The organism is Iodidimonas sp. SYSU 1G8 (assembly GCF_039655775.1).
In the GTDB taxonomy this organism is placed as follows: Bacteria; Pseudomonadota; Alphaproteobacteria; order SMXS01; family SMXS01; genus RI-34.
This window is the reverse complement of sequence record NZ_JBBYXJ010000002.1, coordinates 1,331,027-1,356,827: the sequence shown is the minus strand read 5'-3', so window position 1 is coordinate 1,356,827 and position 25,801 is coordinate 1,331,027. Positions and strand designations below refer to the sequence as shown.

At 63.7% G+C, this 25,801-nt stretch carries 24 protein-coding genes; 12 read left to right on the top strand and 12 right to left on the bottom strand.

All coding sequences use genetic code 11. The features are described 5' to 3' along the window. Positions 1-55: 55 nt before the first annotated feature. From arfB to WJU17_RS17600, 5 genes are all read right to left on the bottom strand, one after another. Positions 56-481, bottom strand: a complete 426-nt coding sequence (gene arfB, locus WJU17_RS17620) for an alternative ribosome rescue aminoacyl-tRNA hydrolase ArfB (protein ID WP_346328697.1) — start codon at positions 479-481, stop codon at positions 56-58. Positions 482-486: 5 nt separating this feature from the next. Further along, positions 487-912, bottom strand: a complete 426-nt coding sequence (locus tag WJU17_RS17615) for an SRPBCC family protein (protein ID WP_346328696.1) — start codon at positions 910-912, stop codon at positions 487-489. A 10-nt stretch (positions 913-922) separates the two neighbouring features. Next, positions 923-1,453 carry a VOC family protein gene (locus WJU17_RS17610; RefSeq protein WP_346328695.1) on the bottom strand — a complete coding sequence of 177 codons (531 nt, stop codon included), beginning with the start codon at positions 1,451-1,453 and terminating at the stop codon, positions 923-925. 94 nt (positions 1,454-1,547) lie between these two features. Continuing rightward, the gene (locus WJU17_RS17605) at positions 1,548-1,955 is read right to left on the bottom strand and encodes a MaoC family dehydratase (protein WP_346328694.1); all 408 of its coding nucleotides are present in this window, start codon (positions 1,953-1,955) and stop codon (positions 1,548-1,550) included. Further along, entirely contained in the window at positions 1,952-2,404 is a 453-nt protein-coding gene (locus tag WJU17_RS17600) for a hypothetical protein (RefSeq protein ID WP_346328693.1), read from the bottom strand. Before WJU17_RS17600 ends, WJU17_RS17605 begins: the two co-directional genes overlap by 4 nt. 141 nt (positions 2,405-2,545) lie before the next feature. Here WJU17_RS17600 and WJU17_RS17595 point away from each other — a divergent pair, with 141 nt between their 5' ends. Further along, complete coding sequence (locus WJU17_RS17595; RefSeq protein WP_346328692.1) at positions 2,546-2,902, top strand: cupin domain-containing protein; 357 nt, start codon at positions 2,546-2,548, stop codon at positions 2,900-2,902. A gap of 60 nt (positions 2,903-2,962) precedes the next feature. On the opposite strand, the gene WJU17_RS17590 is transcribed toward WJU17_RS17595, so the two are convergent. After that, complete coding sequence (locus WJU17_RS17590; protein WP_346328691.1) at positions 2,963-3,229, bottom strand: hypothetical protein; 267 nt, start codon at positions 3,227-3,229, stop codon at positions 2,963-2,965. Between the two features lie 214 nt (positions 3,230-3,443). Here WJU17_RS17590 and WJU17_RS17585 point away from each other — a divergent pair, with 214 nt between their 5' ends. Together WJU17_RS17585 and WJU17_RS17580 are read left to right on the top strand one after the other, a co-directional pair. Next, a complete protein-coding gene (locus WJU17_RS17585; protein WP_346328690.1) occupies positions 3,444-4,424 on the top strand; it encodes a zinc transporter ZntB in 981 nt (326 codons plus the stop codon). Positions 4,425-4,530: 106 nt separating this feature from the next. Continuing rightward, on the top strand, positions 4,531-5,904 hold the full coding sequence (locus WJU17_RS17580; RefSeq protein WP_346328689.1) for an aromatic ring-hydroxylating dioxygenase subunit alpha: 1,374 nt from the start codon (positions 4,531-4,533) through the stop codon (positions 5,902-5,904). Positions 5,905-5,911: 7 nt separating this feature from the next. On the opposite strand, the gene WJU17_RS17575 is transcribed toward WJU17_RS17580, so the two are convergent. Further along, positions 5,912-6,916, bottom strand: coding sequence for a PDZ domain-containing protein (locus tag WJU17_RS17575; RefSeq protein WP_346328688.1), 1,005 nt, complete (start codon positions 6,914-6,916; stop codon positions 5,912-5,914). Positions 6,917-7,082: 166 nt separating this feature from the next. On the opposite strand from WJU17_RS17575, the gene WJU17_RS17570 reads away from it, so the two are divergent. Together WJU17_RS17570 and WJU17_RS17565 are read left to right on the top strand one after the other, a co-directional pair. Beyond that, positions 7,083-8,723 (top strand): AMP-binding protein, encoded by a 1,641-nt coding sequence (locus WJU17_RS17570; RefSeq protein WP_346328687.1) that lies wholly within the window; start codon positions 7,083-7,085, stop codon positions 8,721-8,723. Next, positions 8,720-10,066 carry an MFS transporter gene (locus tag WJU17_RS17565; RefSeq protein ID WP_346328686.1) on the top strand — a complete coding sequence of 449 codons (1,347 nt, stop codon included), beginning with the start codon at positions 8,720-8,722 and terminating at the stop codon, positions 10,064-10,066. Before WJU17_RS17570 ends, WJU17_RS17565 begins: the two co-directional genes overlap by 4 nt. Before the next feature lies 1 nt (position 10,067). Here WJU17_RS17565 and WJU17_RS17560 read toward each other — a convergent pair whose 3' ends face one another. Continuing rightward, on the bottom strand, positions 10,068-12,029 hold the full coding sequence (locus tag WJU17_RS17560) for an FAD-dependent oxidoreductase (RefSeq protein ID WP_346328685.1): 1,962 nt from the start codon (positions 12,027-12,029) through the stop codon (positions 10,068-10,070). A gap of 262 nt (positions 12,030-12,291) precedes the next feature. On the opposite strand from WJU17_RS17560, the gene WJU17_RS17555 reads away from it, so the two are divergent. From WJU17_RS17555 to WJU17_RS17525, 7 genes are all read left to right on the top strand, one after another. Continuing rightward, a complete protein-coding gene (locus WJU17_RS17555) occupies positions 12,292-13,173 on the top strand; it encodes an alpha/beta hydrolase (RefSeq protein WP_346328684.1) in 882 nt (293 codons plus the stop codon). A 240-nt stretch (positions 13,174-13,413) separates the two neighbouring features. Further along, positions 13,414-15,660: a PAS domain S-box protein gene (locus tag WJU17_RS17550; RefSeq protein ID WP_346328988.1), complete on the top strand. Its 2,247-nt coding sequence runs from the start codon at positions 13,414-13,416 to the stop codon at positions 15,658-15,660. Positions 15,661-15,711: 51 nt separating this feature from the next. Then, a complete protein-coding gene (locus tag WJU17_RS17545; RefSeq protein WP_346328683.1) occupies positions 15,712-16,443 on the top strand; it encodes an ATP-binding cassette domain-containing protein in 732 nt (243 codons plus the stop codon). Then, on the top strand, positions 16,443-17,918 hold the full coding sequence (locus WJU17_RS17540) for a glycine betaine ABC transporter substrate-binding protein (protein ID WP_346328987.1): 1,476 nt from the start codon (positions 16,443-16,445) through the stop codon (positions 17,916-17,918). Before WJU17_RS17545 ends, WJU17_RS17540 begins: the two co-directional genes overlap by 1 nt. Positions 17,919-17,926: 8 nt before the next feature. Next, positions 17,927-18,388 carry a PaaI family thioesterase gene (locus WJU17_RS17535; protein ID WP_346328682.1) on the top strand — a complete coding sequence of 154 codons (462 nt, stop codon included), beginning with the start codon at positions 17,927-17,929 and terminating at the stop codon, positions 18,386-18,388. Then, a complete protein-coding gene (locus tag WJU17_RS17530; RefSeq protein ID WP_346328681.1) occupies positions 18,388-18,819 on the top strand; it encodes a PaaI family thioesterase in 432 nt (143 codons plus the stop codon). Before WJU17_RS17535 ends, WJU17_RS17530 begins: the two co-directional genes overlap by 1 nt. A gap of 97 nt (positions 18,820-18,916) precedes the next feature. Next, positions 18,917-19,930 carry an NADP-dependent oxidoreductase gene (locus tag WJU17_RS17525; protein ID WP_346328680.1) on the top strand — a complete coding sequence of 338 codons (1,014 nt, stop codon included), beginning with the start codon at positions 18,917-18,919 and terminating at the stop codon, positions 19,928-19,930. A 31-nt stretch (positions 19,931-19,961) separates the two neighbouring features. On the opposite strand, the gene WJU17_RS17520 is transcribed toward WJU17_RS17525, so the two are convergent. The 4 genes from WJU17_RS17520 to WJU17_RS17505 form a co-directional block, all read right to left on the bottom strand. After that, positions 19,962-21,338 carry a PepSY-associated TM helix domain-containing protein gene (locus tag WJU17_RS17520; RefSeq protein WP_346328679.1) on the bottom strand — a complete coding sequence of 459 codons (1,377 nt, stop codon included), beginning with the start codon at positions 21,336-21,338 and terminating at the stop codon, positions 19,962-19,964. A 9-nt stretch (positions 21,339-21,347) separates the two neighbouring features. Beyond that, positions 21,348-23,474 carry a TonB-dependent siderophore receptor gene (locus WJU17_RS17515; RefSeq protein ID WP_346328678.1) on the bottom strand — a complete coding sequence of 709 codons (2,127 nt, stop codon included), beginning with the start codon at positions 23,472-23,474 and terminating at the stop codon, positions 21,348-21,350. Between the two features lie 271 nt (positions 23,475-23,745). Then, positions 23,746-24,246, bottom strand: a complete 501-nt coding sequence (locus tag WJU17_RS17510) for a J domain-containing protein (protein ID WP_346328677.1) — start codon at positions 24,244-24,246, stop codon at positions 23,746-23,748. A 64-nt stretch (positions 24,247-24,310) separates the two neighbouring features. Next, positions 24,311-25,765 carry a hypothetical protein gene (locus WJU17_RS17505; RefSeq protein ID WP_346328676.1) on the bottom strand — a complete coding sequence of 485 codons (1,455 nt, stop codon included), beginning with the start codon at positions 25,763-25,765 and terminating at the stop codon, positions 24,311-24,313. Between the last annotated feature and the right edge of the window lie 36 nt (positions 25,766-25,801).

Genomic DNA, 25,801 nt, shown 5'->3' with positions numbered 1-25,801 from the left:
ATCCCCTTATTCCCGTACAGACAAGAACTGAGGGCGCGGCGCTGATCGGCAAGAGTTATTCGTCGCGGACCTTGCCGCGCATGCTTTTTACGCCCGACCGCTTCACCTTGCTTTCGAGACGCTTGACCTTTGAAGCCTTGCTCGGCTTGGTCGGCCGCCGCGCCACCGGCGGCACCGCCGCCTCGCGGATCAGCTCCAGCAGCCGTTCAAGCGCATCGGACCGGTTGCGTTCCTGGGTGCGGAAATTCTGCGCGCTGATGACCAGCACGCCGTCCTGGGTCAGGCGTTTGCCCGCCAGCTTCATCAGGCGCAGCGCCACGGCATTGGGCAGAGAGGGCGAGCCGCGCACATCGAACCGCAACTGGACGGCCGTCGCGACCTTGTTGACGTTCTGACCGCCAGGTCCACCCGCGCGGATGAAGCTTTCCTCGATCTCGCTATCGTCGATGGCAATGCTGTCGGTGACCTGGATAACGGCCATCGCCGTTAGCGGACAGCCGCCGCGGCCAGCGATCGGGACATGCCGTCATACGAGCCTTCGAGGCCCTGTCGGATCATTTCCGCATCGGCGCCGGGAGCCGCTTCGAACTCGCCGGTCCAGTCGAGGCGGCAGCCGCTCGCCGTCTCGCTGACGACCACCGTCGCATTGTACGAGCCCATGCCGATCGGCGTGCCCGCGGCGAGGCTGTAGCACTGGATTCGCGTCTGATGATCCAGCCTGTCGAGGCGCTCGGCCATCTCGCCGACGCCGGGCAGGCTGAGGTGGCGCACCATGCCCTCGCCGTCTCCCTCGATCCGGATCGTCCCGGCGCCGCCGGTCGCCCAATCGAGGAAGCCGCCGAAATCGGCCAGCACCGCCCAGACCGCCGAGGCGGGCACGGCCAGCTCCCTTGTAACCCTGACCGTGCCCATTCCGGCCCCCTTAAAGCGTCAGGAACGGGCTGTCGCCCGGCCGCCACAGCTCGTGCGCCCGGCGCATCTGCGCCCAGCGCTGCAGGATGTAGGGCGGATCGCCATGCACTTCGGTGAAGCAGCCATTCAGCGATCGCGTGTCGAAATAGGCAGCGTCGACGCCGTCGGCATAGAGGCGGCAGGCGCATTCATAGCCCAGGTCCTGGAAGCGCTTGAACTCGGCCTCGAAGTCGTGAACCAGCGTCGCGACATGGTGGAAGCCTTCCTGGCCGCGCTGGTACATGTCGCGGTAGATGGACGGCTTCTCGTCATGCTGTTCGATGAACTGGATCATGATGTCGCCAAGATAGCCGAAGGCATAGGACACGTCGGCTTCGGTGTCGGTGCCGCGATATTCGAACTTGTCGGTCTTGTGGTGCGCCGCGATGCGGAACGGACCGGCGCCGAAGACCTTGCTCCACTTCTGGATCGACTCCTCCAGATTGTTCACCAGGTACGCTTCCTGGAACAGCGGATAACCCTTGGGGCGATAATCTACCATCGTCTCTTCCCTCGTTTTGTCAGTCGCCGGAGTCTTGCGGCAAAACGCCCCCGATTGGAAGAGGCTGAACATGCATGGGTGAATTTTTTCGCCGTCACCCCGGAAGAACGACCGTCGCGGTGCCTTTGAGCGGCGGATCGGTACCCTCGCGCTCCAGCCAGATGTCGCAATCGGCCAGACGTTGCCCCGACTCTTCGCGGATGGCGGTGACGACACCCTTGGCCGTGATGCGGTCCCCGTCCAGCACCGCCATGGGAAAGGTCATCACGATGCGCCGGATCGAGCCGGGACCGGCCCATTCATGCAGCATGTTGATCATGTAGCTCAGCCCGAGCGGCCCCTGATTGATGGTCCGCTCGCCAAACCCCAGCGCCGCGACCGACTTGCGGTCCCAATGCACGGGATTGGGGTCGCGCAGGATCGCGGCCATGGTGCGCATGCGCTCGGGACGCACGCTCTCCATCAGCCAGTCGGGAATTGTGTCGCCTGCCTTCACGCTCACAGCAAGCCCCTCCGGTAATGCCAGGTGATGGTGGTCCGCGCCGCCAGCACGCCGTCCGGCTGGGCGACCTCGAACTGAAACTGGATACGGTCGTAGAGCCGCTTGCCCGGCGGCTGATGCCGCTCGGCCGAGATGATCTTGCCGGAAATGCTGTACGGCACGTCCTCGTGCATCGGCACGAACATTTCCCAATCATAGCTTTCAATGCCGATGGAGAAGTCCGACTCGGCCTGACCCAGGGCGAACATCTCGCCAATGGTGGTGCCGCTGCCCAGGATCGGCATATGGAACAGCACGACCGGATGAACCATGCCGCCCGGCAAGAGATCGGCGCCCGTACATTCGGTGAGCAGGAAATTCTCCCAATGCTCGACCGTGTAGACCCCGCCTGGAAAAGTGTGACCGACGATACCGAGAATCTCGCTCTCGGGTGGTATTGGTGCCGCCATGTTCAGGCCCCTCCCCGGACCATACGCCATTACCTTATGAAGACGGCGGCCCCGGCGTCAAATGACATATCGGCACCCTTGAAGGTTTTCTCGGCTGCCGATCCGGTCTAGGCTTGGCGCTGCGCAAACGGGGAGAGTGACATGGGCGTGACGATCGAGCGGAACTGTTTTTCAGACATGGACGGCGTTTACGACCAGTTGAAGGCCCGCAAGCTGTGGCCGGTCATGGCGGTGCATCAGTCCATGCACAGGGAAGCGCCGCACTGGCATGCTCAGAACAACCAGATCTTCGTGGTCGAGGGCACAGCCACCTTCTATGACGAGGAAAACGGCCAGAGCTTCGACCTCCACCGGGGCGATATCTGCGTCATTCCCAGCCGGACGCTGCATGCCGCGCGCGCGGATGGCCCGGTGGTGCTGATCGCCGCGTTCGACCAGCCCATGAGCATGAACGAATTCAAGCCGTATCCACCCGAAGCACGCGATCAGACCGGCTGATGCCAGTCACGAAAAAGGGCGCCCGGAGGCGCCCTTTCTGCACTCGCCAATAGCGAGAGCTTAGTCCTTCTTGGACGTGATCGTCAGCTTGCTGACCTGGAAATAACCACGCACGGACTCGTACTTGGCCTTTACCGAGGTGCCCGGCGTCAGATCGGCTTCGTTCACGTCGTCGCCATAGTGCAGTTCGACGCCGTTCTTCAGCTTGATGATGTTCTTGTCGGTGTCGACCTTCTCGATGCGGCCACGGATGTCGGCGGCCTGGGCGGCGCTGGTGGCGGCGACGGCGATGATGCCCGCGACGGCGAGCGAGAGCAGCTTGTTCATGTTCCTACCTCGTTGTGTAACCGTAATTACGGCATTATGTCGGCGAGCTTTATATCCGGGTGTAGTTCTTCCGCCACCCATCAAGGCTGCAACGCAGGTTTGCATTTATGCGCGTGTGAAGATTTCTGCATGAGCGCTGAAACAAGGGTAGGTCCCGTTCGGTGACGGCGGCCGCTGTCACCGAAGCGCAACAAACTGCTGATATGACCCGGACATGATCGATCATACTGGCTTGATCTGCGCCTATCATTTCGACGGTATCGGCAACGCGCGAGCCATTGGCTGGGGCGATTTCGAGGCGGCCGAAAAGCAACCCGGCTTCTTATGGATTCACCTGCAGCAGAACGGTCTGCGCACGCGCGACTGGCTGATCTCGCGCAGCGGCCTCGATCCGGTCGTGAGCGAGGCCCTGCTCGCAAGGCAATCGCGGCCCCGATGCACCGAGTTCCTGAACGGACTGTTGTTGGACTTGCGCGGCGTCAACCTCGACCCGCTGCGGGCCGACGAGGAGATGGCGTCCCTGCACCTGTGGGTCGATGCGCGCCGTATCATCAGCGTCAGGCTGCACAAGATCCTGGCCACACGCGACATCCGCGAACAAATCGCCGCCGGCTTCACGCCACGTTCGGTGGGTGGGCTGCTTGCCGAATTGACCCACAAGCTGATCGACCGCGTCCAACCGGCCGTCAACGCCATCGACGACGAACTGGATGAGCTGGAACACGACATGGTGTCGGAAGGCGGCCGGGAGAGTCGGGAACGGTTGAGCACGCTACGCCGGCGGGCCGTGTCGCTGCACCGTTACATCTCGCCGCAGCAGACGGCGTTGTCGCGATTGGCCAACGAACGCGTCGTGGACATCGACGAGCGCGACCGGGGCCGCCTCCGCGATACCGCCGATGATGCCGGGCGCTTCGTCGCCGATCTGGATTCGATCAGGGAACGGGCGGTGCTGATCCATGAAGAACTGGTCGCGCGGGTGTCCGACCGCATGCAGACCAACATGTATCTGCTGTCCATGGTCTCCATCGTCTTCCTGCCGCTCACCCTGCTGACGGGACTGCTCGGCATCAATGTCGCCGGGATTCCGGGCGCGCACGACGATAGCGCGTTCTTCTGGGTGTGCGTGCTGCTCGCCATTATCGGCGTTCTGGAAGTGTGGTTTCTGCGACGGAAATATTGGGTTAGGGACTGATCCCGCCCGTCAGACCGACAGGAACGACCATTTCCAGCGCGACTGACTGGAATCGCCGGACGAAATTTGCCATGCTCGCCCCGGGGAAGACCAACGGGGACGCACGATGAACAAGATGGATTTTCCGGCCGCCCGCAGTTTCGCGCTCAATCCAGCCGCCGAGCCAAGCTCGCCCGAGGCGCTGGCGCCCTATCAGGATTACGGCGACCGGCTGTATTCCACCGACCGCTACGTCTCCCGCGACTGGGCCTCGCGCGAATGGGACAACATGTGGACGCGGATCTGGACCTTGGCCGGCGTCGCCAAGGACATTCCGGAGGTCGGCGACTGGTTCAGATATGATCTGGGCCCGGAGAGCTTCATCGTCACGCGCTTCGGCGAAGGCGCCGGAGATATCGCCGCCTACTACAATGTCTGCCACCATCGCGGCAATCGGCTGGTGATGAGCGAGTTCGGCCATGCCAGCTCGTTCAAGTGCGCGTTTCATTCCTGGGAGTGGAATCTGGACGGAACGCTGAAGAACATCCAGGACCGCGAAACCTTTCGCGCGCCGGTGGTCGAGGACGATCCGCCGCTGACGCCCGTGCGCTGCGAAATCTGGGATGGCTTCATCTTCATCAATATGGACATGGAGGCCGAGCCTTTGCTGGACTTCCTCGGTCCCGTGGTTGATCACCTGAAGGCGTACCGCTTCGCCGACATGCATGTGGTGAAGGATCTGGAGACCGCGTGGCCCTGCAACTGGAAGATCGGCCACGACGCATTCATCGAGGTCTACCACGTGCACGCGGTGCACCCGGAAATCCTGTCATTTTTCAACGACCGCGAGGTGCAATGGGACACCTATCCCAACGGCATGAGCCGCCAGCTTCTGAAGTTCGGCGAGATCAGCCCGAAGGTGGACGACCACGAGACGCTGAACGAGGGCCTGAAATACCTGCTGTCGGAAGTGGACGTCACGCCGGAGCAATTCGTCGGCCGCCCCAACGATGCGCGCCGCGTCCTGCAGGAGGCGAAACGCGCCTGGGCCGACAAGCGCGGTATCGATTACAGCGCGTTCACCGACAACCAGCTGACCGACGACTGGAACTATTCCATCTTCCCCAACATCACCTTCAACGCCCATCCCGAAGGCCTGCTGATTCAGCGCTTCCGGCCGCACCGGTCTGACCCGGAGAAGATGACCTATGACCTGATGGTGCTGATCCGTCCCGTCGATGATCCGAACTACAAGGTTCCCGCCTATATGGGCGTGGAGGATGGGACAGATCTTTCGGGGAAAGTCCGGCCCGAGCGGATGCACATCGAATACGGCGCGCCAGGCTTGGGCTACGTCATCAACCAGGATGCGACCATGATGGGCTATGTCCATCAAGGTGTGCAGTCACGCGGCTACAAGGGCGCGCGATACTCCGATCAGGAGCAGCAACTGCGCCATTGGCACAACGAGCTGGAACGCTACGTCCGCGGCGAGAAGTAGGCCGAGGCTAGCGCCGCGCCTCGATCTCGATGGTAAAGCTTTCGCGCCGGCCGCCCCGAAGCACGTCCAGTTGAACCTGCTGGCCCGCGACGATCCGTTCGGCCAGATATTGCAGGTCCTGCGGGCGCGAGATGGGTTCGCCATCGAAGCCGACGATGACATCGCCGCGCCGGATACCGGCCTTGTGCGCCGGACTGCCCTGCACGGCGTTCTGCACCAGCGCGCCGTCCATGCCCTCGACGCCGAGCCTGTAGGCACTCTGCGGCGAGACCGGGGCGACCTGGACGCCCAGCCAGCCGGGTGCGCCGGCACGCGCATAGGGTCCCGTCGCCTGCGGCGCGGTGCCGGTATAGCCGCTGCGGGCGGCTTCGGCCGTGGTCCGGCGCTGGTCGAGGCGCTCCTGCGCCTTGTTCAGATCCCGGTCCATGCACGCCCGGTATTCAGTGCGTTTGGCCTCGTATCCCTTGAAGAAATCATCCGAGCACTGACGAAACGCGGCGTTCGGGCCGCCGCCCGTATTCGCGCCGCGCGCTCCCGCGCAGGCTTCGTCGCGCGGCTTCATCGGGTTCTCCGGCGGACCGTAATAGCGCTCCAGCTCCGCCAATAGCGTATCGCAGGATGTAGCGACCGGCGCGGGCGTCTCGCCGGGTGCTTGGGCAGGCGCATAGGGATCATAGGGCGCGGCACCGCGCGGCGGCGCGCTGTAGCCCTCTGGCACGGTCCGTTGCGGCGCTGACCGGTAAGGTGCGGGCGCCGAGCGCGCGGCGTCAGGGTTGTAGGCGCCGCCCTTCTCCGGGTCCGCGTAGGGATCGTACGCGCCGCCCTGCTCTGGATCGGCATAGGGATCGTCGCCGGAGGACGGGGCCTGATCAGACCCCGGGGAATAGGGCTGGTAGCCCTCATCGGCGCCGCCCGGAGGCGGACCAAGCTGCTGGCTGCTGATAGGCTGCGCCCAGGCGGCGCCGGCCATCAGGGCGGCGACACAGACAAACATCATTCCGCGGCGGATCACTGTTCCCTCATTCCATGCTGGCATCTGACCTCGAATGGACGGCCCGAATCCTTGTACGGCTTCCGGGCGCCACCTGCCACAGAAGATGGGTATTCCAGCCGCCCTGTGCACGCCCGTTGTCATCCAAACGGGCCACCCGTACAGTTTCCCCAACTGGGGAGCGGATATGAACCGTCATCGTATCGATGCGACGAGCCTGGGCGATTTGCTGCTGAAGGCGGCGGACCGCTGGCCCGACAACGACGCCGTCGTTTTTTCCGAAGCGCGCCACACCTACCGAAGCCTGACCGACCGAGCTTACGACATGGCGCGCGCGCTGGTGGGACTGGGCGTGCGGCCGGGCGAGCATGTCGGCATCCTGATGCCCAACTGCATGGCCTATGTGGAACTGATCCTGGGCTGCGCCCTGGCCGGCATCGTCTCCGTGCCGATCAATGCGCGCTTCAAGGCGCACGAGATGGGCTACGTCATCGAGAATGCCGATCTGGTCGCGCTGTTCACCAGCGACATCATTTCCGAATATGCCGACTTCGCTGCCGTCCTGACGGATGCTTTTCCCGATCTGCCGCGCCAGTCCGATGTCACCGCGCTCGCCCTTGCCGGCGCCCCGCGATTGCGCACCGTCGTGATGCACGGCGGCGCGGCGCCGGCGGGTTTCATGGGCATGGAGGCGTTCGAGGCGCTGAAAGACCGGGCGACCGTGGATGCCGTGGACGCCCGCCGGGTCGCTGTCTCCCTCAGAGAACCGTGCATGATGATGTACACGTCGGGGACGACGGCGAACCCGAAGGGCTGCCCGATTTCTCATGAAAACCTGGTGCGCAACGGCATCAACATGAACCGGGAGAAATACGCCCTCGTTCCCGGCGACCGCCTCTGGGACCCGCTGCCCCTGTTCCACATGTCGGCGATCCTGCCCCTGACGGCCTTGTTCGACGCGGGCGCCGCCATGCTGTCCATGAGCCATTTCGAGGCGAGCGAAGCGCTGCGCATGATCGAGGAGGAAGGCGCGACGGTCCTGTTCCCGGCCTTTCCAACCATCATGGCCGCCCTGATCAATCACCCCGACTTCGGCGCGCGCAACATGAGCCGGGTCCGGCGCATCAACAATGTCGCGCCGCCCGATACCATGCGCCAATTCCAGGCCGCCTTCCCGCAGGCGATACAAACCGCCGCGTACGGCCTGACGGAGGTCGGCGGCGTCATCGCCTTCGGCCATCCCGACGACAGCGAACATCATCGGTCTCACGCCTGCGGCACCACCTTCCCGGGCATCCAGGTGCGCGTGATCGATCCCGAAACCGGCGACGAGGTGCCCACCGGCGCAAAAGGCGAAATGACCATCCGTGGCTATGCCGTCTTCGACGGTTACTACAAGGACGCTGGGAAAACCGCCGACACGCTGCGCGGCGGCTGGCTGCACACGGGCGATCTCTGCGCGGTCGACGAACATGGCCAGATCTTCTTCCATGGCCGCTTGAAGGACATGCTGAAGGTGGGCGGCGAGAACGTCGGCGCCGTCGAGATCGAGTCCTTCCTGTCCAACCATCCGGCGGTCAAGCTGGCGCAGGTCGTCGGCGTGCCGGACGCCCGGCTGCTGGAAGTGCCGGCCGCCTTCATCGAGCTGAAACCCGGCGCCCAGGCCAGCGAGCAGGAGATCATCGAGTTCTGCAAGGGACGCATCGCCAGCTTCAAGGTGCCGCGCCATGTGCGCTTCATCAACGACTGGCCCATGTCGTCGACCAAGATCCAGAAATTCAGGCTGCGCGAAGATTTCGTCGCGGCGCAGGCGGCGGCACGATCATGACCCACTCCGGCACCCAGCCTTCCGTCGACGACCAGCCCTATCCTCGCCTGTCGCAAGGTTGGCAGGCCGTCGGCGTCCTGGCGATCGCCACCGTGTTCGCGTTCGTTGACCGCCACCTTCTGTATATTCTCAGCGAGCCGGTCAAGCAGACGCTGGAGATCACGGACACCCAGATCAGCCTGCTGCAAGGCATGGCCTTCGTGGTGTTCTATGCCCTGTTTGGCCTGCCCATAGGCCGGCTGGTGGACCGCAGGAACCGGCGCAACATCGTCATCGCCGGCGTCATCGCCTGGAGCCTGATGACCATTGCCTGTGGCCTGGCCACAGATTTCTGGACCCTGGCGGCGGCCCGGGCCGGCGTCGGTATCGGCGAGGCGTGCCTTGCGCCCGCCGCTTTCTCCATGATCGCGGACTATTTCCCGCCCCGGCTGCGAGGACGGGCCATGGCCTGCATCGTCATGTCGATCACCCTGGGCTCGGGATGCTCATATCTGATCGGCGCCGGCATGGCGCGCCTCGTCCCCGGCGCCGAGCAGGTTGACCTGCCGTTGCTGGGCGCGACCTATGGCTGGCAGCTCACCTTCTTCGCGGCCGCCCTGCCCGGCTTTCTGATCGCCGTCATGTTGCTGTTCATCGGCGAGCCGCCGCGACGTGACACCGCGCCGGCACCCAGCGCCGCGGAAACCCCGTCCTCGGGCATGACCATCTGGTCCTACGCCGCCCGCCATCGCGTGGTCCTGGTCTGCTTCATCATCGGCGCCGGGCTGGTCGCGCTGGTGTCCTACGCCATCGTCGCCTGGATGACGGCGCTCTATGTCCGCTATTTCGGCTACACGGTCGCCACCATCGGCACCACGCTGGGTCTCATCAACATCATCGCGGGATTGCCCGGCGGGATGCTCGGCGGCTATCTCAGCGACTTTTTCGCGACCCGGCGCATGCGCGGCGGGCGCATGAACGTCATGTGCGTTGGCATCCTGATCTGTCTTCCCGTCCAGATCCTGTGGCCGATGGCGGGATCTCCACTGCTCAGTTTCGCCTGTCTCGCCGCCCTGATGTTCATCATGCCGCTGATAGTGGCGAGCATTCCGAGCGCGCTGCAGGCCATCGTGCCGAACCAGTATCGCGGTCAGATGACCGCCGTTCTCTATCTGGTGAACGGCCTGTTCGGGGTCGCCTTCGGGCCGCTGCTGATCGCGCTGGGGACGGATTATCTCTTCGTCGACGGCGGCCTGCGCCAGTCGCTGCTGATCATCCTGCCCACCCTGCTGATCCTGGCGCTCGTCCTCGCCCTGATCGGACGCCCTTTCTACGAGCGTGCCCGCCGCGAGTTGCCTGAATAATCTAGAGCGACCGGGCAGCCAGATTGGCCGTGCGCATGGCGTGCGGCAGGAATTCCTGCGACAGCGCGTCGCCGACCACATGGACCGGAATGCCAAGCGCTTCGATCTCGGCGGCAAGGGAATCATTGCGACGGTTCGGCGTCACGAGAACCACGGTTTCGGCCGGCACGCTCATATCCGGCCAGCCTTCCAGTGAACCCACGACGGCCTCGTCCACGCCGATCTCCTTCAGATAGGCTCTCGTGATCAGCCTGAAGCGCCCGTCCTTGGTCAGACGCTCGAGCGCGGGCGCGGCGACGCCCGGTACGATCATGCGCGGCGCGAACATCTCCTTCGTGGTGACAAAGGTGACGCTGGCGCCCTTCTCGACCAGGAACTCGGCGGCGCCGATGGCTTCGTAGCCGCCCACATCGTCCAGCACCAGCGCGGTGCCGCCGACCTGATTGTGCCGGCCGGTCAGTAACTGGGCCGTGGAAACCACATGATCCTGTGATACGCCGCCCACTTCGACCTCGGGCACCGGCGTCTGCCGGGCATCCATGCGCGGCGACGCTCCCGTCGCCAGGATCACCACATCCGGGCGGCGCGATGCGATGAGCTCTGCGCTCGCCCAGGTGTCGAGCCGCACCTCGACGCCGCGCCGGTCCATCTCCTCCTCCAGCCAGTCGGCCAGATCGCCGATGCCCGAATGCTTGGGCGCGAGCCGCGCCACCTGAACGGTGCCGCCAAGCCGCGAGCCGGCGTCGACCAGGGTCACCTTGTGACCCCGCAAGGCCGCGACACGGGCGGCTTCCATGCCCGCTGGTCCGCCGCCGACGACCAGCACGTCCTTCACTGGCGCGGCCGGCGACAGTGCCTCGCCGAGGGTGAGTTCGCGGCCCGCCACCACATTGACCGTGCAGGCTATGCGGCCCTGCATGAGCCCGCCGAGGCAGCCCTGATTGCAGCCGATGCACGGCCTGATCTCGTGGCCGCGCCCCGCCAGCGTCTTGCGCACGATGTCCGGATCCGCGATGTGAGCCCGGGTCATGCCGACCATGTCGGCGTCACCGCGCGCGATGGCCTCGTCCACATCCTGCAGAGTGCGGAAACGGCCGGTGACGAAACGCGGGATGCGTCCCTTGGCGAGCTCGGTCACGGGCACGCTCATATGCAGCTCGTACCCCGTCTCCTCGTGCATGGCGCCGATGATCTTGGCGCTGGCGGCGCCCGATGCTCCATGGGACACGTCGAGAAAATCGATCAGGTCTTCCTGCAACACCCGCGCGACGATCTGCTGATGCTCCGCCACATTGAGCGCGCCCGGCGCGTTGTTAGGCCCGACCCGCAGCCCGAACGGATAGTCCGGGCCGACCATCGCCCGCACAGCCCGCAGTGTCTCAAGCAACAGCCGCATTCGGTTCTCGAAGCTGCCGCCATATTCGTCGGTGCGATGATTGAACTGTTCGGAGATGAATTGCTGGAAAATGAAGTTGTGGGCGGCATGCAACTCGACCCCGTCGAGATCGCCTTCCACCGCCCTGCGCGCCGCCTGCGCGAAAGCGTCGACGACCTCGGCGATCTCCTCTTTCGTCATGGCGTGGGACGTCAGGCCGGTCAGCGGATTGACCAGGATTTCCGACGCCGACCATGGCTGTGCCCAGGGCGACCCCTGCAGATAGCCCATGTGGTTGATCTGCGAGAACATGCGCATACCGTGCGGCCGCACCGCCTGCATCAGTTTCCGGTACCGGGGAATGATGTCATCGCTCCAGGCGTGCATGGTCATGGGACCGGTCCTGTGCACGCTGGACGCCTCGATCAGCGACAGGCCCACGCCGCCGCGCGCCCGCGCCTCGTGATAGGCGATCAGGTCATCGGACAGATCGGCGCCCAGATTGGTGCCATGCGCCGTGCGCAGCACGCGGTTCCTGATTTCCAGCCCGTTGATGACCAGCGGGCTGAACACATGATCGAGCGCCATCGAAATCCCCTTTTCTCCCCGGTCATGATGATGGGGTGCGAAGGGAGCTCGGTCAAATATGACTTTTCCCGATCAAATTCACTGAAAGAACCCAAAGACCTTTCATTAACGCGGAAGATGCCTCATATCTGAAGAGCGCAGGGGTGCGAGGCCAATCACCCGGCCGAAATCGCTGTGCGAACTTGAGGTTATGCCCGGGCAAGGGCGCAAAGGCCGGCGCCTTCCATATTCATGGCGGCTGGCCGTTAGGGCTGGCACAGGATTGCAGAAGGGCGCGCAATCATCGATCTCGCTGAAGGATAGCCTGCGCTATTTGCGCCGGCAGCTGCTCGTCTGCACGCCGCTGAACGTGCTCAATGCCTCGGTCCCCACCAACCGCATCGCCATCACCCGCAACATCGTCTATGGCCAGCACAAGCGGAAGCGGCTGGATGTCTACCGCCCCTCGGACATTCCAGGCCCTCTGCCTGTGGTCGTGTTCTTTTATGGCGGCAAATGGACGTTTGGGCACCGGGAAGACTATCTGTTCGCCGGTCAGGGACTGGCATCCATGGGTTATGTGGTCGTGGTCGCCGACTACCGGCTCTATCCCGAAGTCCGTTTCCCCACCTTCATGCATGACGCGGCCGCCGTCGTCGCCTGGGCTGCGGCGCATGTTCACGGCTATCGCGGCGATCCCGATCGAATCTTCGTCATGGGCCATTCCGCCGGTGCCTTCATGGCGGCGAAACTGGCGTTCAACCTGGAATATCTCGACCAGCGCGGCTATGACGCCCGTAAGCTGAAAGGCTTCATCGGCCTCTCCGGCCCGTATGATTTCCTGCCCATGCTGAAGAAGGACGCGGAACTGGGCGCTATTTTCCGCAATCACATCGATTCCGACCTCAGTCAGCCGATCACTTACGCGCACGCGGAAGCACCTCCGACCCTGTTGCTGAGCGGGCAGGACGATCCCATCGTGTGGCCGATCAATTCCGAGAGTTTGCGCGACCGGCTGACGGAGCTTGGCGTGCACGCCGAATACAAGACCTATCCCAACATCAGCCATGCCGGCACGGTACTGGCGCTGGCGCACATGTTTCGCTGGCGCGCCGGCATCGCCGAGGACGTCAACCGGTTTATCGACCGGTTCGCCCGCGGATAGGCACTCGCAGCAAATAACCAAGTGAATACTTATATATTTCCGGATACGGCGTCGGCGTCCCCTGGAGCAGGCTTCTGAAGCGCAAGAATAGCCGGATCTTTTCGGCCTTCACAGATTGCCTGCGTCGGAAAATATGCTTGCATTTGCAATGTTTATCAGTTCCAACAAGACTATTGCCCAAGTAAGCATGGTGCGTTCATATTGAAATCAATTGCTTGGGGATGATCGATTTTGAGCGACATGAAAGCGGGATCGCAACGTCTGGCCAACGCGATGCCCGATCTTGCGTGGACAGCCGATCGGGACGGTGTCGTGGACTTCCTGAACGATCAGGTGAGCCGCTATACAGGGGTCGCGCTGTCGGTACCCGCCGCATTGTCCCACGTCGTCCATCCGAGCGACCGTCAGGCGATGGTTGACGGGTGGCGGCAGGCCCTGAAAACCTCATCCTCTTTTGAGACCGAGGCTCGCATCCGACGTTCCGACGATGTCTATCGCTGGTTTCGGACGCGCATCCTGCCGGTGACCGACGCCGACGGCCGTATCGATCACTGGTTTGGCTCCGCGATCGACATCAACGAAAGCCGCGAAGCCCAAGAACGGCTGATCCGCGAAAACGACAGGATCCTGAACAGTATTTCGGACGGCTTCTACGCCGTCGATGACCAGTGGCGATTCACCTACGTGAACAGTTCTACGGAAAGGATGCTGGAACGGAGTAGCGCGGATATGATCGGCCGCACCATCTGGGAAGCATTTCCGGAGACGGCCGGCACCACTCTGGAGGAGCGCTACAGGTACTCCCGCACGTCCGGAGAGTCCGTTCGCTTTCCATTCCATTATCCGCCCATGGCACGCTGGTTCGAGATCCGGACCTTCCCCCACAGCACCGGGCTCTCCGTGTATTTCAATGATATCACGGCCCGTGTCGAGCAGGATGACCAGCTGGCGCAGAAGCAGCAGGCGTTGGAGCTGGCTGTCGCGCGCCTCCAGCGGTTTCTGAACAACACCATGGACGTGATCTGCGCCATCGACACCAAGGGCGTCATGGTCGAGATCAACGCTCGCTCCCTGGCGGCATGGGGGTACAGGCAGGATGAACTGGTCGGACGCACTTTCAGGGACCTCGTCCATCCCGATGACCTGGTCGCCACCCGAGCGGAAACCGCACTGATCGTCTCGGGCCGGCCGTCGATGGGCTTCCGCAACAGGATACTGCGCAAGGATGGAAGCGCCGTTCACGTAGAATGGTCATCCACCTGGTCGGAAGAAGACCAGCTCTTCTTCAACGTGGCCCGTGACGTCACCAACCAGGTGGATGCCGAGATAAGACTGCGTCAGGCCCAGAGGCTGGAAGCCTTGGGTCAACTCACCGGAGGCGTGGCGCATGACTTCAATAATCTGCTGACCGTCATCCTAGGCAATGCCGAGTTTCTTGCGGAGGAGCTGGACACCGCAGCCGACCTTCGCGGTCTGGCGCTATCGATCCAGCACGCCGCCGAACGGGGTGCCGCGCTCAACAATCGCCTGCTCGCTTTCGCCAGGCGCCAGGCCCTCGAGCCCAAGGTCACCGAGGTGAACACGCTCATTGGAGGCATGGATCCCCTGCTGCGCCGGACCCTGGGAGAGCACATCGAGATCGAAACCGTCCGTGGCGGTGGCCTATGGCGTGCGCTGGTGGATCCAGCCCAGCTCGAAGCGGCCCTGCTGAACCTTTGCCTCAATGCCCGCGACGCCATGCCCCAGGGTGGACGACTGACCATCGAGACGGCCAATACCCATCTCGACCGCGCGTACGCTGCACTGCACGACGAGGTAGTGGCTGGCCAATATGTCATGATCGCCGTCGCCGACACGGGCGCCGGCATGACCCCGGAGGTCATGGCCCGCGCCTTCGAGCCATTTTTCACCACCAAGGACGTCGGCAAGGGCAGCGGACTTGGGCTGAGCATGGTTTATGGCTTCGCCAAACAGTCCGGCGGGCATATCAAGATTTACTCTGAACTTGGTCAGGGCACGGTTGCCAAGCTCTACCTGCCGCGAACCCTCCAGCCGCAACCGGAGGTCCGCGCGCCGACGGGCGCTCTGGCGAGAGGGGGGACGGAATGCATACTGCTCGTCGAGGACGACGATCTGGTCCGTGATCACGTCAGCGACCAGCTGAAGACGTTCGGTTATCGGGTCGTCGCCGTGGCCAATGGACCGGACGCACTGGAAGCACTGCAGGAGATGGCGGATTTTGACCTGCTGTTCACCGATGTGGTCATGCCGCGGGGGCTGAACGGACGGCAGCTTGCCGCCCAGGCCAGAATGTTACGCCCCAACCTGCCGGTGCTTTTTACCTCGGGCTATACCGAGAACGCCATCATCCATCACGGGCGGCTCGATCCCGGCGTTCATCTCCTGGCCAAGCCCTATCGGCGGGAGGAATTGGGGCACAAGGTGCGCGAGGTGCTCGACGAAGCCGCGGCGATGGATAAGAGCTGAAGCGGTCATTCGCCGTGGCCCGCGGTCATCGCTTGGCCTAGACTTCTCCGCATGCTCGAATTGCACCGGGTCACCAAGAGATTTGCCGGAGAGACGGTTATCGGCCCGGTGGATTTCGCCGTGCCCGAGGGACAGACCACCGTATTGATCGGCCCCAGCGGCTGCGGCAAATCCAGCCTGCTGCGCATGATGATCGGCCTGATAAACCCCGATTCCGGCGAGCTTCTCTTCGAAGGGATGCCGCTGTCGCCGCAGGTCAGGGAATTACGGCGCCGTGCGGGCTACGTCATCCAGGAAGGAGGTCTCTTCCCGCATCTCAGTGTCGCCGACAATATCGGCCTGATGCCGCGACATCTAGGCTGGGACGTCGCCCGGCGGCGCGAGACAGTGTCACGGCTTTGCGCGCTTACGCGATTTCCCGAAACCAGGCTGGACAGCTTTCCCGCCGAACTGTCGGGCGGGCAGCGGCAACGGGTCGCCCTGATGCGCGCCTTGGCGCTCGATCCCGACCTGCTGCTGCTCGACGAACCGCTTGGCGCGCTCGATCCGCTGATCCGCCGTGAGTTGCAGGACGACTTGCGCGACATTTTCCGGCGTCTCGGCAAGACCATCGTGCTCGTCACCCATGACATGAACGAGGCCGCCTTCTTCGCCGACACCATCGTGCTGCTCCGCGCCGGGGTGATCGTCCAGTCCGGCACCTTGCCGGACCTGCTGGAGCGCCCGGCCGATCCATTCGTGACCGAGTTCATCCGCGCCCAGCGCAGCGAGCTGCCGCTGTGATCCGCGTGCTGCTCGCAGTGCTGCTGATCCTGACGGCGCCCCAGGGCGCATCGGCGGTCACCATCGGCTCCAAGGCGTTCACCGAGGGCGTCATCCTGGGCGAGATCGCTACGCAGACGCTGCGCGCGGCCGGGATCGATGCCGAGCACCGCGCCGGGCTGGGCGGCACGCGGATCGTGTTCGAGGCGCTCCGCAACGGAGATATCGACGCCTATGTGGACTACACGGGCACGCTCGCCGCTGAAATTCTCGCAGGCCGGGCTCCGGCTGGTGACGACGGTCTCAGGACCGGGCTCGCGCCGCTTGGCGTCGGCATCACGGAATCGCTGGGCTTCGAGAACACCTATGCGATCGCCATGCGTCGGAGCGAGGTGGAGCGCCTCGCCATCGCGCGGCTGTCCGACCTGCGGGACCATGCGGATTTGCGCCTGGTGTTCAGCAACGAGTTTCTCGACCGCGAGGATGGCTGGCCCCTGTTGCGCGACCGCTACGGTCTTGGCCATACCGACGTGCGGGGCATGGAGCACGAGCTAGCTTACCGCGCGCTGGGCGCGGGATCGATCGACGCCACCGACGTCTACACGACGGACGCGAACATTCCCGCCTACGACCTCACCGTGCTTGAGGATGATCTTGGTGTGTTCCCGGATTACGACGCGGTGATCGTCTATCGTCTCGACCTTCCCGCCGATGCGGTCGCCGCGCTGGAATCGCTGGCCGGAAGGATCGACGTCACGGCCATGCGCGAGATGAACGCGCGCGTGACGCTGCAGCGCGAAAGCGAACAAGCCGTCGCGAGCGCCTTCCTGTCGGGCAAGGAAAGCGGACCAACCGAACGCGATGCGCTCTGGCAGCGTCTTGCGCGCACGACCCTCGATCATCTGGTCCTGGTCGGAATCTCGCTGGCCGCCGCCATCGCCGTCGCCATACCGCTGGGTATCGCCGCCTATCGCTGGCGGCGCGCCGGCCCCGTGATCCTCGGCGTCACCGGCATGGCCCAGACCATCCCGTCACTGGCGCTGTTCGTCTTCATGATCCCGCTGGTCGGCATCGGCGGTCCGCCCGCCATGATCGCCCTCTTCCTCTACAGCCTGCTGCCCATCGTCCGGAACACCCATGCCGGGCTGGCCGGGATCGCGCCGGGCCTGCGCGATTCCGCCACGGCGCTCGGCCTGCCCCGCGCGGTCATCCTGCGGCGCATCGAGTTGCCGCTCGCCGCGCCGTCCATCCTCGCCGGCATCAAGACAGCCGCCGTCATCAATGTGGGCACGGCGACGCTGGGCGCGCTGATTGGCGCGGGCGGCTATGGCCAGCCGATCCTGACCGGCATCCGGCTCAACGACACAGGCCTGATACTGGAAGGAGCCGTCCCGGCCGCGCTGCTGGCGCTCGCGACGCAAGGCCTGTTCAGCCTGCTCGAACGCGCGGTGGTGCCTCGGGGATTGCGCTTGTCGCCCCGATCCGGCGGTGCATAATCCCGCCCATGACCCAAGACGATAAATTCCTCCGCATGATCCAGAGCCAGAAGTTCCTGGACCGGATTCCCCATATGGGCGCCCTCGGCGTCCAGCTGGTCGATTTCGCGCCCGGCCAGGTGACCATTCGCCTTCCGTATAACCAAGCGCTGATCGGGAATCCGGATACGGGCGTGCTCGCGGGCGGTGCCATTTCCGCCGTGCTCGACAATGTCTGCGGATCGGCGGTCGTGGCGCGCGTGGTCAAGACCGAGGCGTTCGCCACGCTGGATTTGCGCATCGATTACATGCGGCCCGCCGAGCCGGGGCGCGACGTGTTCGCCTTCGCGGAATGCTACAAGGTCACGCGCCGCGTCGCCTTCGTGCGCGGCTACGCCTATCACGACGACCGCGCCAAGCCCATCGCCAATGCCACGGCCACATTCATGTTCACTGGCAAGGGCGAACTGCCCCAGGCGAAGGACGCGTGATGAGCTTCCACGACCGCTTTCAGGCCATGAAGGCCGCCAACGACTTCTCGGCCCTGCAGGATGCCGTACCTTACGCGAAATTCCTCGGCATCTCGGCCGATGTCAGGGACGGTCGTGTCATCACCACCATGGCCTATGCGGATCGGCTGATCGGCAACACCGCCCTGCCCGCGCTGCACGGCGGCACCATCGCGGCCCTGCTGGAAATGGCGGCGATCTTCCAGACCGCCTACGAGGCTGAAACCGAGATCATGCCCAAGACCATCACCATCACCATCGACTACATGCGCTCCGGCGCCGCCCGCGACACCCATGCCCGCGCCTGGGCGACACGCATCGGCCGCCGCGTCGCCAATGTGAGGGTTGAAGCCTGGCAGGACGATCCGGCCAAGCCCATCGCCGCCGCGAACGTGAATTTCCTGCTCACGTAACAATCCCTGCATTCAGCGCTTGCGGCGCTATCGCGGGGCGCGGCGTTCGGCTAAAAATTCCCATCGATGATTCAGAACAACTGAACGGGGATGTCGCATGACCGAGAACACCGTGATCCGCTTCATCAAGCGGCCCGAAGGCTTCGTGGACGAATCCAGCTTCGCCATGGAAAAAGCGGCCATGCCGACCATCGGCGAAGGCCAGATCCTGCTGCGGAACTTCTATCACTCGCTCGATCCCTACATGCGCCCCCGTATGACGGAAATGGACAGCTACGTCCCCGCCTTCGAGATCGGGCAGATCATGGACGGCGGCGGCATGGGCGTGGTGGTCGAATCGCGCCATCCCGATTACGCGCCCGGCGACGTGGTCATGGGCATGGTGCAGTGGGCCGAATATCAGGCCGCCGAGCCGGGCGGCTTCATGCGCAAGATCGCGCCGGGCATCGCGCCATGGAAGGACTATCTTGGCGTATTGGGCGGCGCCTCGCTGACCGCCTATGTGGGCATGAAACTGATCGGCGAGCCCAGGGCCGGCGAGACCCTTTACGTTTCCGCCGCCTCGGGCGCGGTCGGCTCCATCGCCGCCCAGATGGGCAAGATCATGGGCTGCCGCGTGGTCGGCTCGGCCGGCACCGATGACAAGGTCGCCTGGCTGAAGGATGAACTGGGCCTCGACGCCGCGTTCAACCATCGGACGGTCGCCTCCATGGACGCGGCCATCGCCGAGCATTGTCCCGAGGGCATCGACATCGATTTCGAGAATGTGGGCGGCGCGACCTTGCAGGCCGTGCTCGATCATATCAATCACCACGGCCGCATCATCATGTGCGGGACGATCTCCGAATACAGCACGCCCGGCCCCGGCCTGAAGAACATCTTCCGCATCGTCAACCACAAGGTCCGCATGCAGGGCTTCATCGTCTCTGACCATTTCGACATGATGCCGCAATTCGCCGCCGACATGGCCGGCTGGCTGGCCGAGGGGAAGATCAAGTACCGGGAAACCGTGGTCGAGGGCATCGAGAACATGCCCAAGGCCCTGGTTGGCCTGTTCCACGGCGAGAATTTCGGCAAACTGATCGTGAAGGTCGGCCACGAGCCAAACTGACGTCGCGGCCCGTTCTCGACGGCAACAAACGTCAGGCAGGCCGCGCGGGAATGACGTTCTGCTTCGATACACGGCGGAGGGACCACAGCCACAGGATGGCGACGCCCAGGGTCGCGATGCTCCAGAGCGCGGCGACCAGCGCCACCCCCGGCGGCACACCGACGCCGGTAAAGGGCAGACCTTCGCCGCCACTGCTTTCCACCGCGTATTGCACGGCCGATACCGTGCAATACGCAAGGACGGCGGTCGAGACGGCGGCTGCCCCAGTCGCGCCGGTCCAGTAGGTCCGGCCCGCGTCTCGGTGCAGCCGCTTGAGATGCAGCCATGCTCCGGTCGCCGCCAGCGCGGACATGATCAGACCAAAGAGGAACCAGACAAGCTTGGTGGCAAGGCCGCCGAAAGTCCCGAAATGCAGCGGGTCCGCCATTTCTGACCAGCGCCAGTAGGCGCTAAGGTCCTCCGCCGACTGCGAATAAGCCACCGAACCATCGCGTGGGTCCAGGAAGAGTTTGTTCGCCCTGTCCCTGACCAGCATGTCGTCTGCCTGCCCGATGACATAGAAGTAGCCGCTTCGATCGAGGGAGACGTGAGTGATATCCAGATCGGGCCGGACCTGTCGGGCCCGGGCCAGCAGTTCCGCAAATCCGAGCGTTCCGCCACTTTCGCCTTCCAGGTTCGGCAATGGGTGCACGGCGCTCGCGGCAACGTCCACATAGGAGAACTTCTGGTCGATGAAGTCCGCCCTGGACGCCTCGAACAGGTACCAGAGGCTGGTCACTACGATAATGACGAAAAACCAGATCGCCCAGAGGCCTAACGTCTTGTGCAGGCTGCTCCAAAGGGCCCGGCCCCCCTTGCCGGTTTTCAGGTCAAAGAAGCGGCGCCACCATCGCTTGTAGAAGACGAGACTGCTGACCAACGACACCAGCAGCGGCACCGCCATGATCGTCACGGCGTATTTGCCGACGCCCAGAAGACCATAGAAACTCATGTGGAAATCGCGAAAGAAGCGTTGCAGCGTGAAATAGGATGCGCTGCCTGTCACCTCGAGCGTGTACGGATCGACGTAGACGTGCCGACGTTCGCCCTCGCGGGTCGATACAATCACGTCCGCGGCGAAGTTGGCGTACAGAGGCTTCGACACTTCCCGGATTTCTGTATCCGGCATGGCCATCGCCACTGAATCATGGATAGCTGTCATATCCGCCGGCTGCCCGGACGGCTGGACCCGCAGGGCCGGGTTTACCGCCCAGTCGAGTTCGGACGAGATGGTGGCGAAGGAACCACTCCAGCAGATGATAAACAGCAGCAGCCCCCCGACGATGCCGGTCCAGCTATGCCAGTTGAACCAGCGACGTCTGCCCTTCGCACCTTCGCCGTTTCCATTCGCCAACGCTTCGGTAGACATGTCGCCTCCCTAGAAGGTCGCCGATATGGAACCGAGCACCGTGCGCGGCGCACCGATAGAAACCCGCAGGTCACCACCGCTCGCCGGGTAATACTCCGTGTCGAGAAGGTTCTTCACCGAAACCTGCAGACGCACACCGCCTGGCGCGCCGAACACGCGCGCCGGAAGCGTATACCAGAGAGACAGGTCCACGAGGGTGTAGCTCCCCAGCTTCCAGGAATTGGCGTTGTCGCCGAAGCGATCGGCAAGGTGGAAGACGCCCGCGCCGGCGCCAAGCCCCCGCAACGGGCCCGCCTGGACCTCGTAGCTCCCCCAGACGTTGAAAGTGTGCTTCGCGACGTTCGTCGGGCGATTGCCCGCCTCTGCGCCTGTGAGTATCTCGGCGTCGGTGTAGGCGTAGCCGGCGAGGATGTTCATGCCCGGCACAGGCTGTCCGCGCAGGGATATCTCAAGGCCCTGGGCCTGTTGTCCCTCGACGAGTTGGGGGATGCCATCAACGACGGTGACCACATTCGACTTCTTGATCTTGTAGACCGTCGCATCGGCGCTCAGCCGCCGGTCGAACAACTGCGCCTTGACGCCAAACTCGTACTGCCGCGAGTCCTCGGGGTCGAACAGCTCGGTCTCGGAAGTGCTTCCATCCGGATCGATAGCGAAGGTGGTATTCGGCTCGAACGCCTCGGAATAGCTCATGAACAAGGACAAGGTATCGAGCACGCGGTAGTTGACGGCCGCCTGAGGAGAAAAGGCGTTCACGGTTTCCGCCGGGCCACTGCCGTCCGGATCGGAGAAATCCATGCGGCCGCCCAGCAAAACGCCGACACGGTCCGTCAGATTGACGTAGTCGTTCACGAAGAAGCCGTAGTCGGTTGCCTGCGCGGTGAGGAGGGGAAAGCCAGTCGTGGGCAGTTCGTCGGGCAGTACCCCGTAGACGGGATTTTGCACATCGAAGAGCGGACCGCGACCGCCCTCTTCCACGGGGATACCGTTGGTATCGGGGAAGGTGACGAAGTAACGGCTTTCGTCGGTGGTCCGGAAGTCACCGCCAACGGCGACACGGTGGCGGATCGCGCCAGTCTGGAAGTCGCCGGTCACCTTGCCCTGCACGTAATAGGCCTCGATGTTTCGGTCGCGGCTGCCGTCCGAGCCGCGCACCATATAGACCTGATCGGAAGGGTCATCGAAAACCGCCTTGGGCGTTGCGGGACCGGTGAAGAAGCCATTCTCGATCGGCGCATCCTCGTCATAGATCCGGACGGCGCGCGGCCGCGCCTGGAAATCGTCCGAATGCGACTTCTCCCAGGCGCCCATGAAGCTGGCGTTCCAGCCATCGCCCATGTCGTGGCTGATCGCGACGGTGGCGAAGTGCATTTCTGTATCGATCTCCTCGTAGGCTTCGCCGAAGCGCCGCTCGATCGGGATGTCCAGCACCCGGTTCACGATCGCCCGCCCCTCCGGCGTCGGGATTGTGATGGTGCCCCGGTCGAAAGAGCGGAACTCGTCGCGGTACTCGTAGGAGACGTCGATCCGGGTGTTGTCGGAGAGATGGTAAACGCCCGAAAGGGCGATCGCATCGCGGCTGATATCGAAGAACTCCCGGAAGGAATCCGAATCCTGAGTGGATACGTTGAGCCGGACCGCCGCGCGGTCTCCTATCGGCTGAGACCAGTCGATCAGAAAGAGATAGTCGTTGAACGATCCGCCGCGGGCCTCGCCATAGATGCGCCGTTCATCGAGCGGCTTCTTGGTAACGATGTCGACGAGGCCGCCCGGCTCCACCTGACCATAGGTGATCGACGCCGGTCCCTTGATGACGCGCACGCTTTCCAGATTGGTCGTGTTGACCCGAAAGTTCGACGCCACGCGCAATCCGTCACGGTAGACGGTGTTGCGACGGAAACCCCGGAGGAGAAAGTCGTTGTTGCTGCCCCCGAACCCGTCGGAATAGCTGATGCCGGGAACGTTGCGCAGCGCTTCCTCCAGTTCCGTCACCTTCTGGTCGAGCAGAATCTGTTCCGGAATGACGTCCACGACGCGGGGCAACTCCAGATAGTCGAGCGGAAAGCCTGTCAAGGATGCCTTTTCGCCCACCCGATAACGGCTCTGGTCGGTGCCCGTTACCACGATTGTTTCCACGTCTCGTTCCACTGCCCCGGCTTCGCCGAAGAAACCTGCCAAGGGCATGCAGGCCAGAACGGTAATGTTTCGTGCCGATAGCGGCATCAGCCCCTCCCATAAATGTTCTTGATAATTAGTTGCAATACGGGTTCTAAAAGGCTTGTTCCTCGCTGTCAACAATGAGGCCCGAGAAAAAATGGGCGCCACGCAATGGCGGTTCGGCTGCGCCGACCGAACGGAAACCCGAATATCTGGGAAGGGATAGAAAGCGCTCGACGCCGAGCGGCCGCTACTCTCGCAGCAACTCGTAAGCCGCCATGATGCTCTTGAACCGTTCCGCGGCTTTAGCGTCGCCCTGATTGGCGTCGGGGTGGTGCTTCTTGGCCATGTCGCGGAACGCGGCCTTGATCTCGGCCTGATCGGCCGTGCCATCGAGCCCCAGCACCTCGAGGGCGGCGTCGCGCTCGCGTTCTTCCTTGGTGACGCCGCTCGATGTGTCGCGCCAGGCGCCCGAGTCCTGGTAGCCGCGGGCGCGCTTCATTTCCTCGCGCTGGACCCGCTCGGCTTCTTCCTGGGTCAGGCCCTTGAAGTAATTCCAGTTGCGGTTGTAGGCGCCGGCATGTTCCTGACAGAACCAGAACCGCTCCGGTGAATCGCGAAACTTCGGGGCCGGGCAATCACCCGGCTCGTCGCAGCCATGCCAGTCGCACATGCGCACGGACACGGTTTCCCGCCGCGTATTGCCATAGCCGCCCCAGCGCGGAAATCCCCAGCTTTTCGAACGTGTCATGACTTTCCCGACTCATGGGAGGGCCGTTCTAGCACGAAGCGGTGACAGGCCGGCAGCATGCCGCTCACAACACGCTGTCGGACGACGGCACATCGCGCCATTCGGGACCTTCACCAGGCGGCGGTGTCGCGGGATCGGTCATCGGCACGCCATCGACAGGCGCGACATCGGCCGGCACGGAAGCATCCGCCGGGGCCGGCGACCCCGTCATGTCCGGCGTCCCATCATCTTCGGGCTCGAGCGATTCAACGGGCTCCCACTCCTCCTTGGGCAGCAGATAGTCCCGCGCATTGGCTTCGACCAGCAAACCGAGCCGCTCCGCCTCGGCCTTCGCACGGTCGGAGATCTGCCCGGCCACGACGACGCTGCGCCATTTGATGCCGGGCGCGGGAAACTCCGCGAGCGAACGCGCCGCACCCGAGAACCATTCGGTCCAGTGCAGCCTGTCGGCCGGCATCGTCATGGCAATGCCGCCATCATTGGTGATGAGCGCCAGATTTCCGCCAAGCTCCTCGATCCGCGCGACGGGATGTACCGTCGCGTGATAGGTGCGCATCATCTCCACCGAACGCTGCATCAGCAGCGCCGCGAGGTCGGAATCGACGAGACTTGCCCGCCGCACCACCGCTTGACGGTTCATCACGCCGTTCATCCCTTCGAGCGCCATGGTGATGATCGTCTCGTGACGCGGGGTGAAGTAGTTGCTGTCCATGAAGGCGTCGATTTCCGCGTCTTCCGCCCACATGTCCTTCAACGCCCTGCGATTGCGTATCCTCAGGTCTTCAGGCGTCATGTCACGCATGATCTGGTTCGCCTGCCTTGTGTACTGGATCGCGCTGAGCGCCTTGCCCGCCGCCGCCGGCAGCGAAACCGGCATCATGGCGCCCTTGAAGGCGAGACCGCCAGCGAAACCGGCATAGGAGACATCGTTGATCTCCTTCTGCAGCGTCACGTTCGCGCTATAGACGTCGACGCCCAGCTTGTAGGCGATCTTGCGCTTGAGGGTGGAGAAACCCAGCAGCTCGGCCGGATAACTGTCTTCCTTCTCGCCCCGGCTGCCGGAGGCCATCTCGCCGACCCGCTTGCCGAACTTCCACAAGGCGGTGGGAACGCCCTTGATGGTGCTGATCGGTTCGGTGACCAGCGCCTTGACGCCCTTGTAGGGACTCTTGAGCGCCGAAGCAAAGCCCGAGGCGAAGGCCTTGGTGCTCTTGATCTTCTTCAGCTCATTGATGGCCCGGGTTTCCGCGATGTACTTCTCCAGCAGGTCACGGGTCAGCACATCGTAGGCGGCATAGGTGGTCGACAGCACGTAGCGGTTGGTGAAGCCTTGCGCGGTGACCTCGCCGACCACCTCGAAATCGGTCCCCTTCACCAGCTCCGGCGGCAGCAAGCGGTCGGGCGCGAAGGTCATCGGCGGCTCGAACCCGTCGGCGCGCGCCCATTGCGGCAGCATCCCGAACGCGGGAGCGGCGGCGGCAAGCTTCAGCAGTGTTCTGCGGTGCAGTCCTAGCCTCATGACTTCAGTTATAGGGTTCCGGCGACCCCGCGCCAA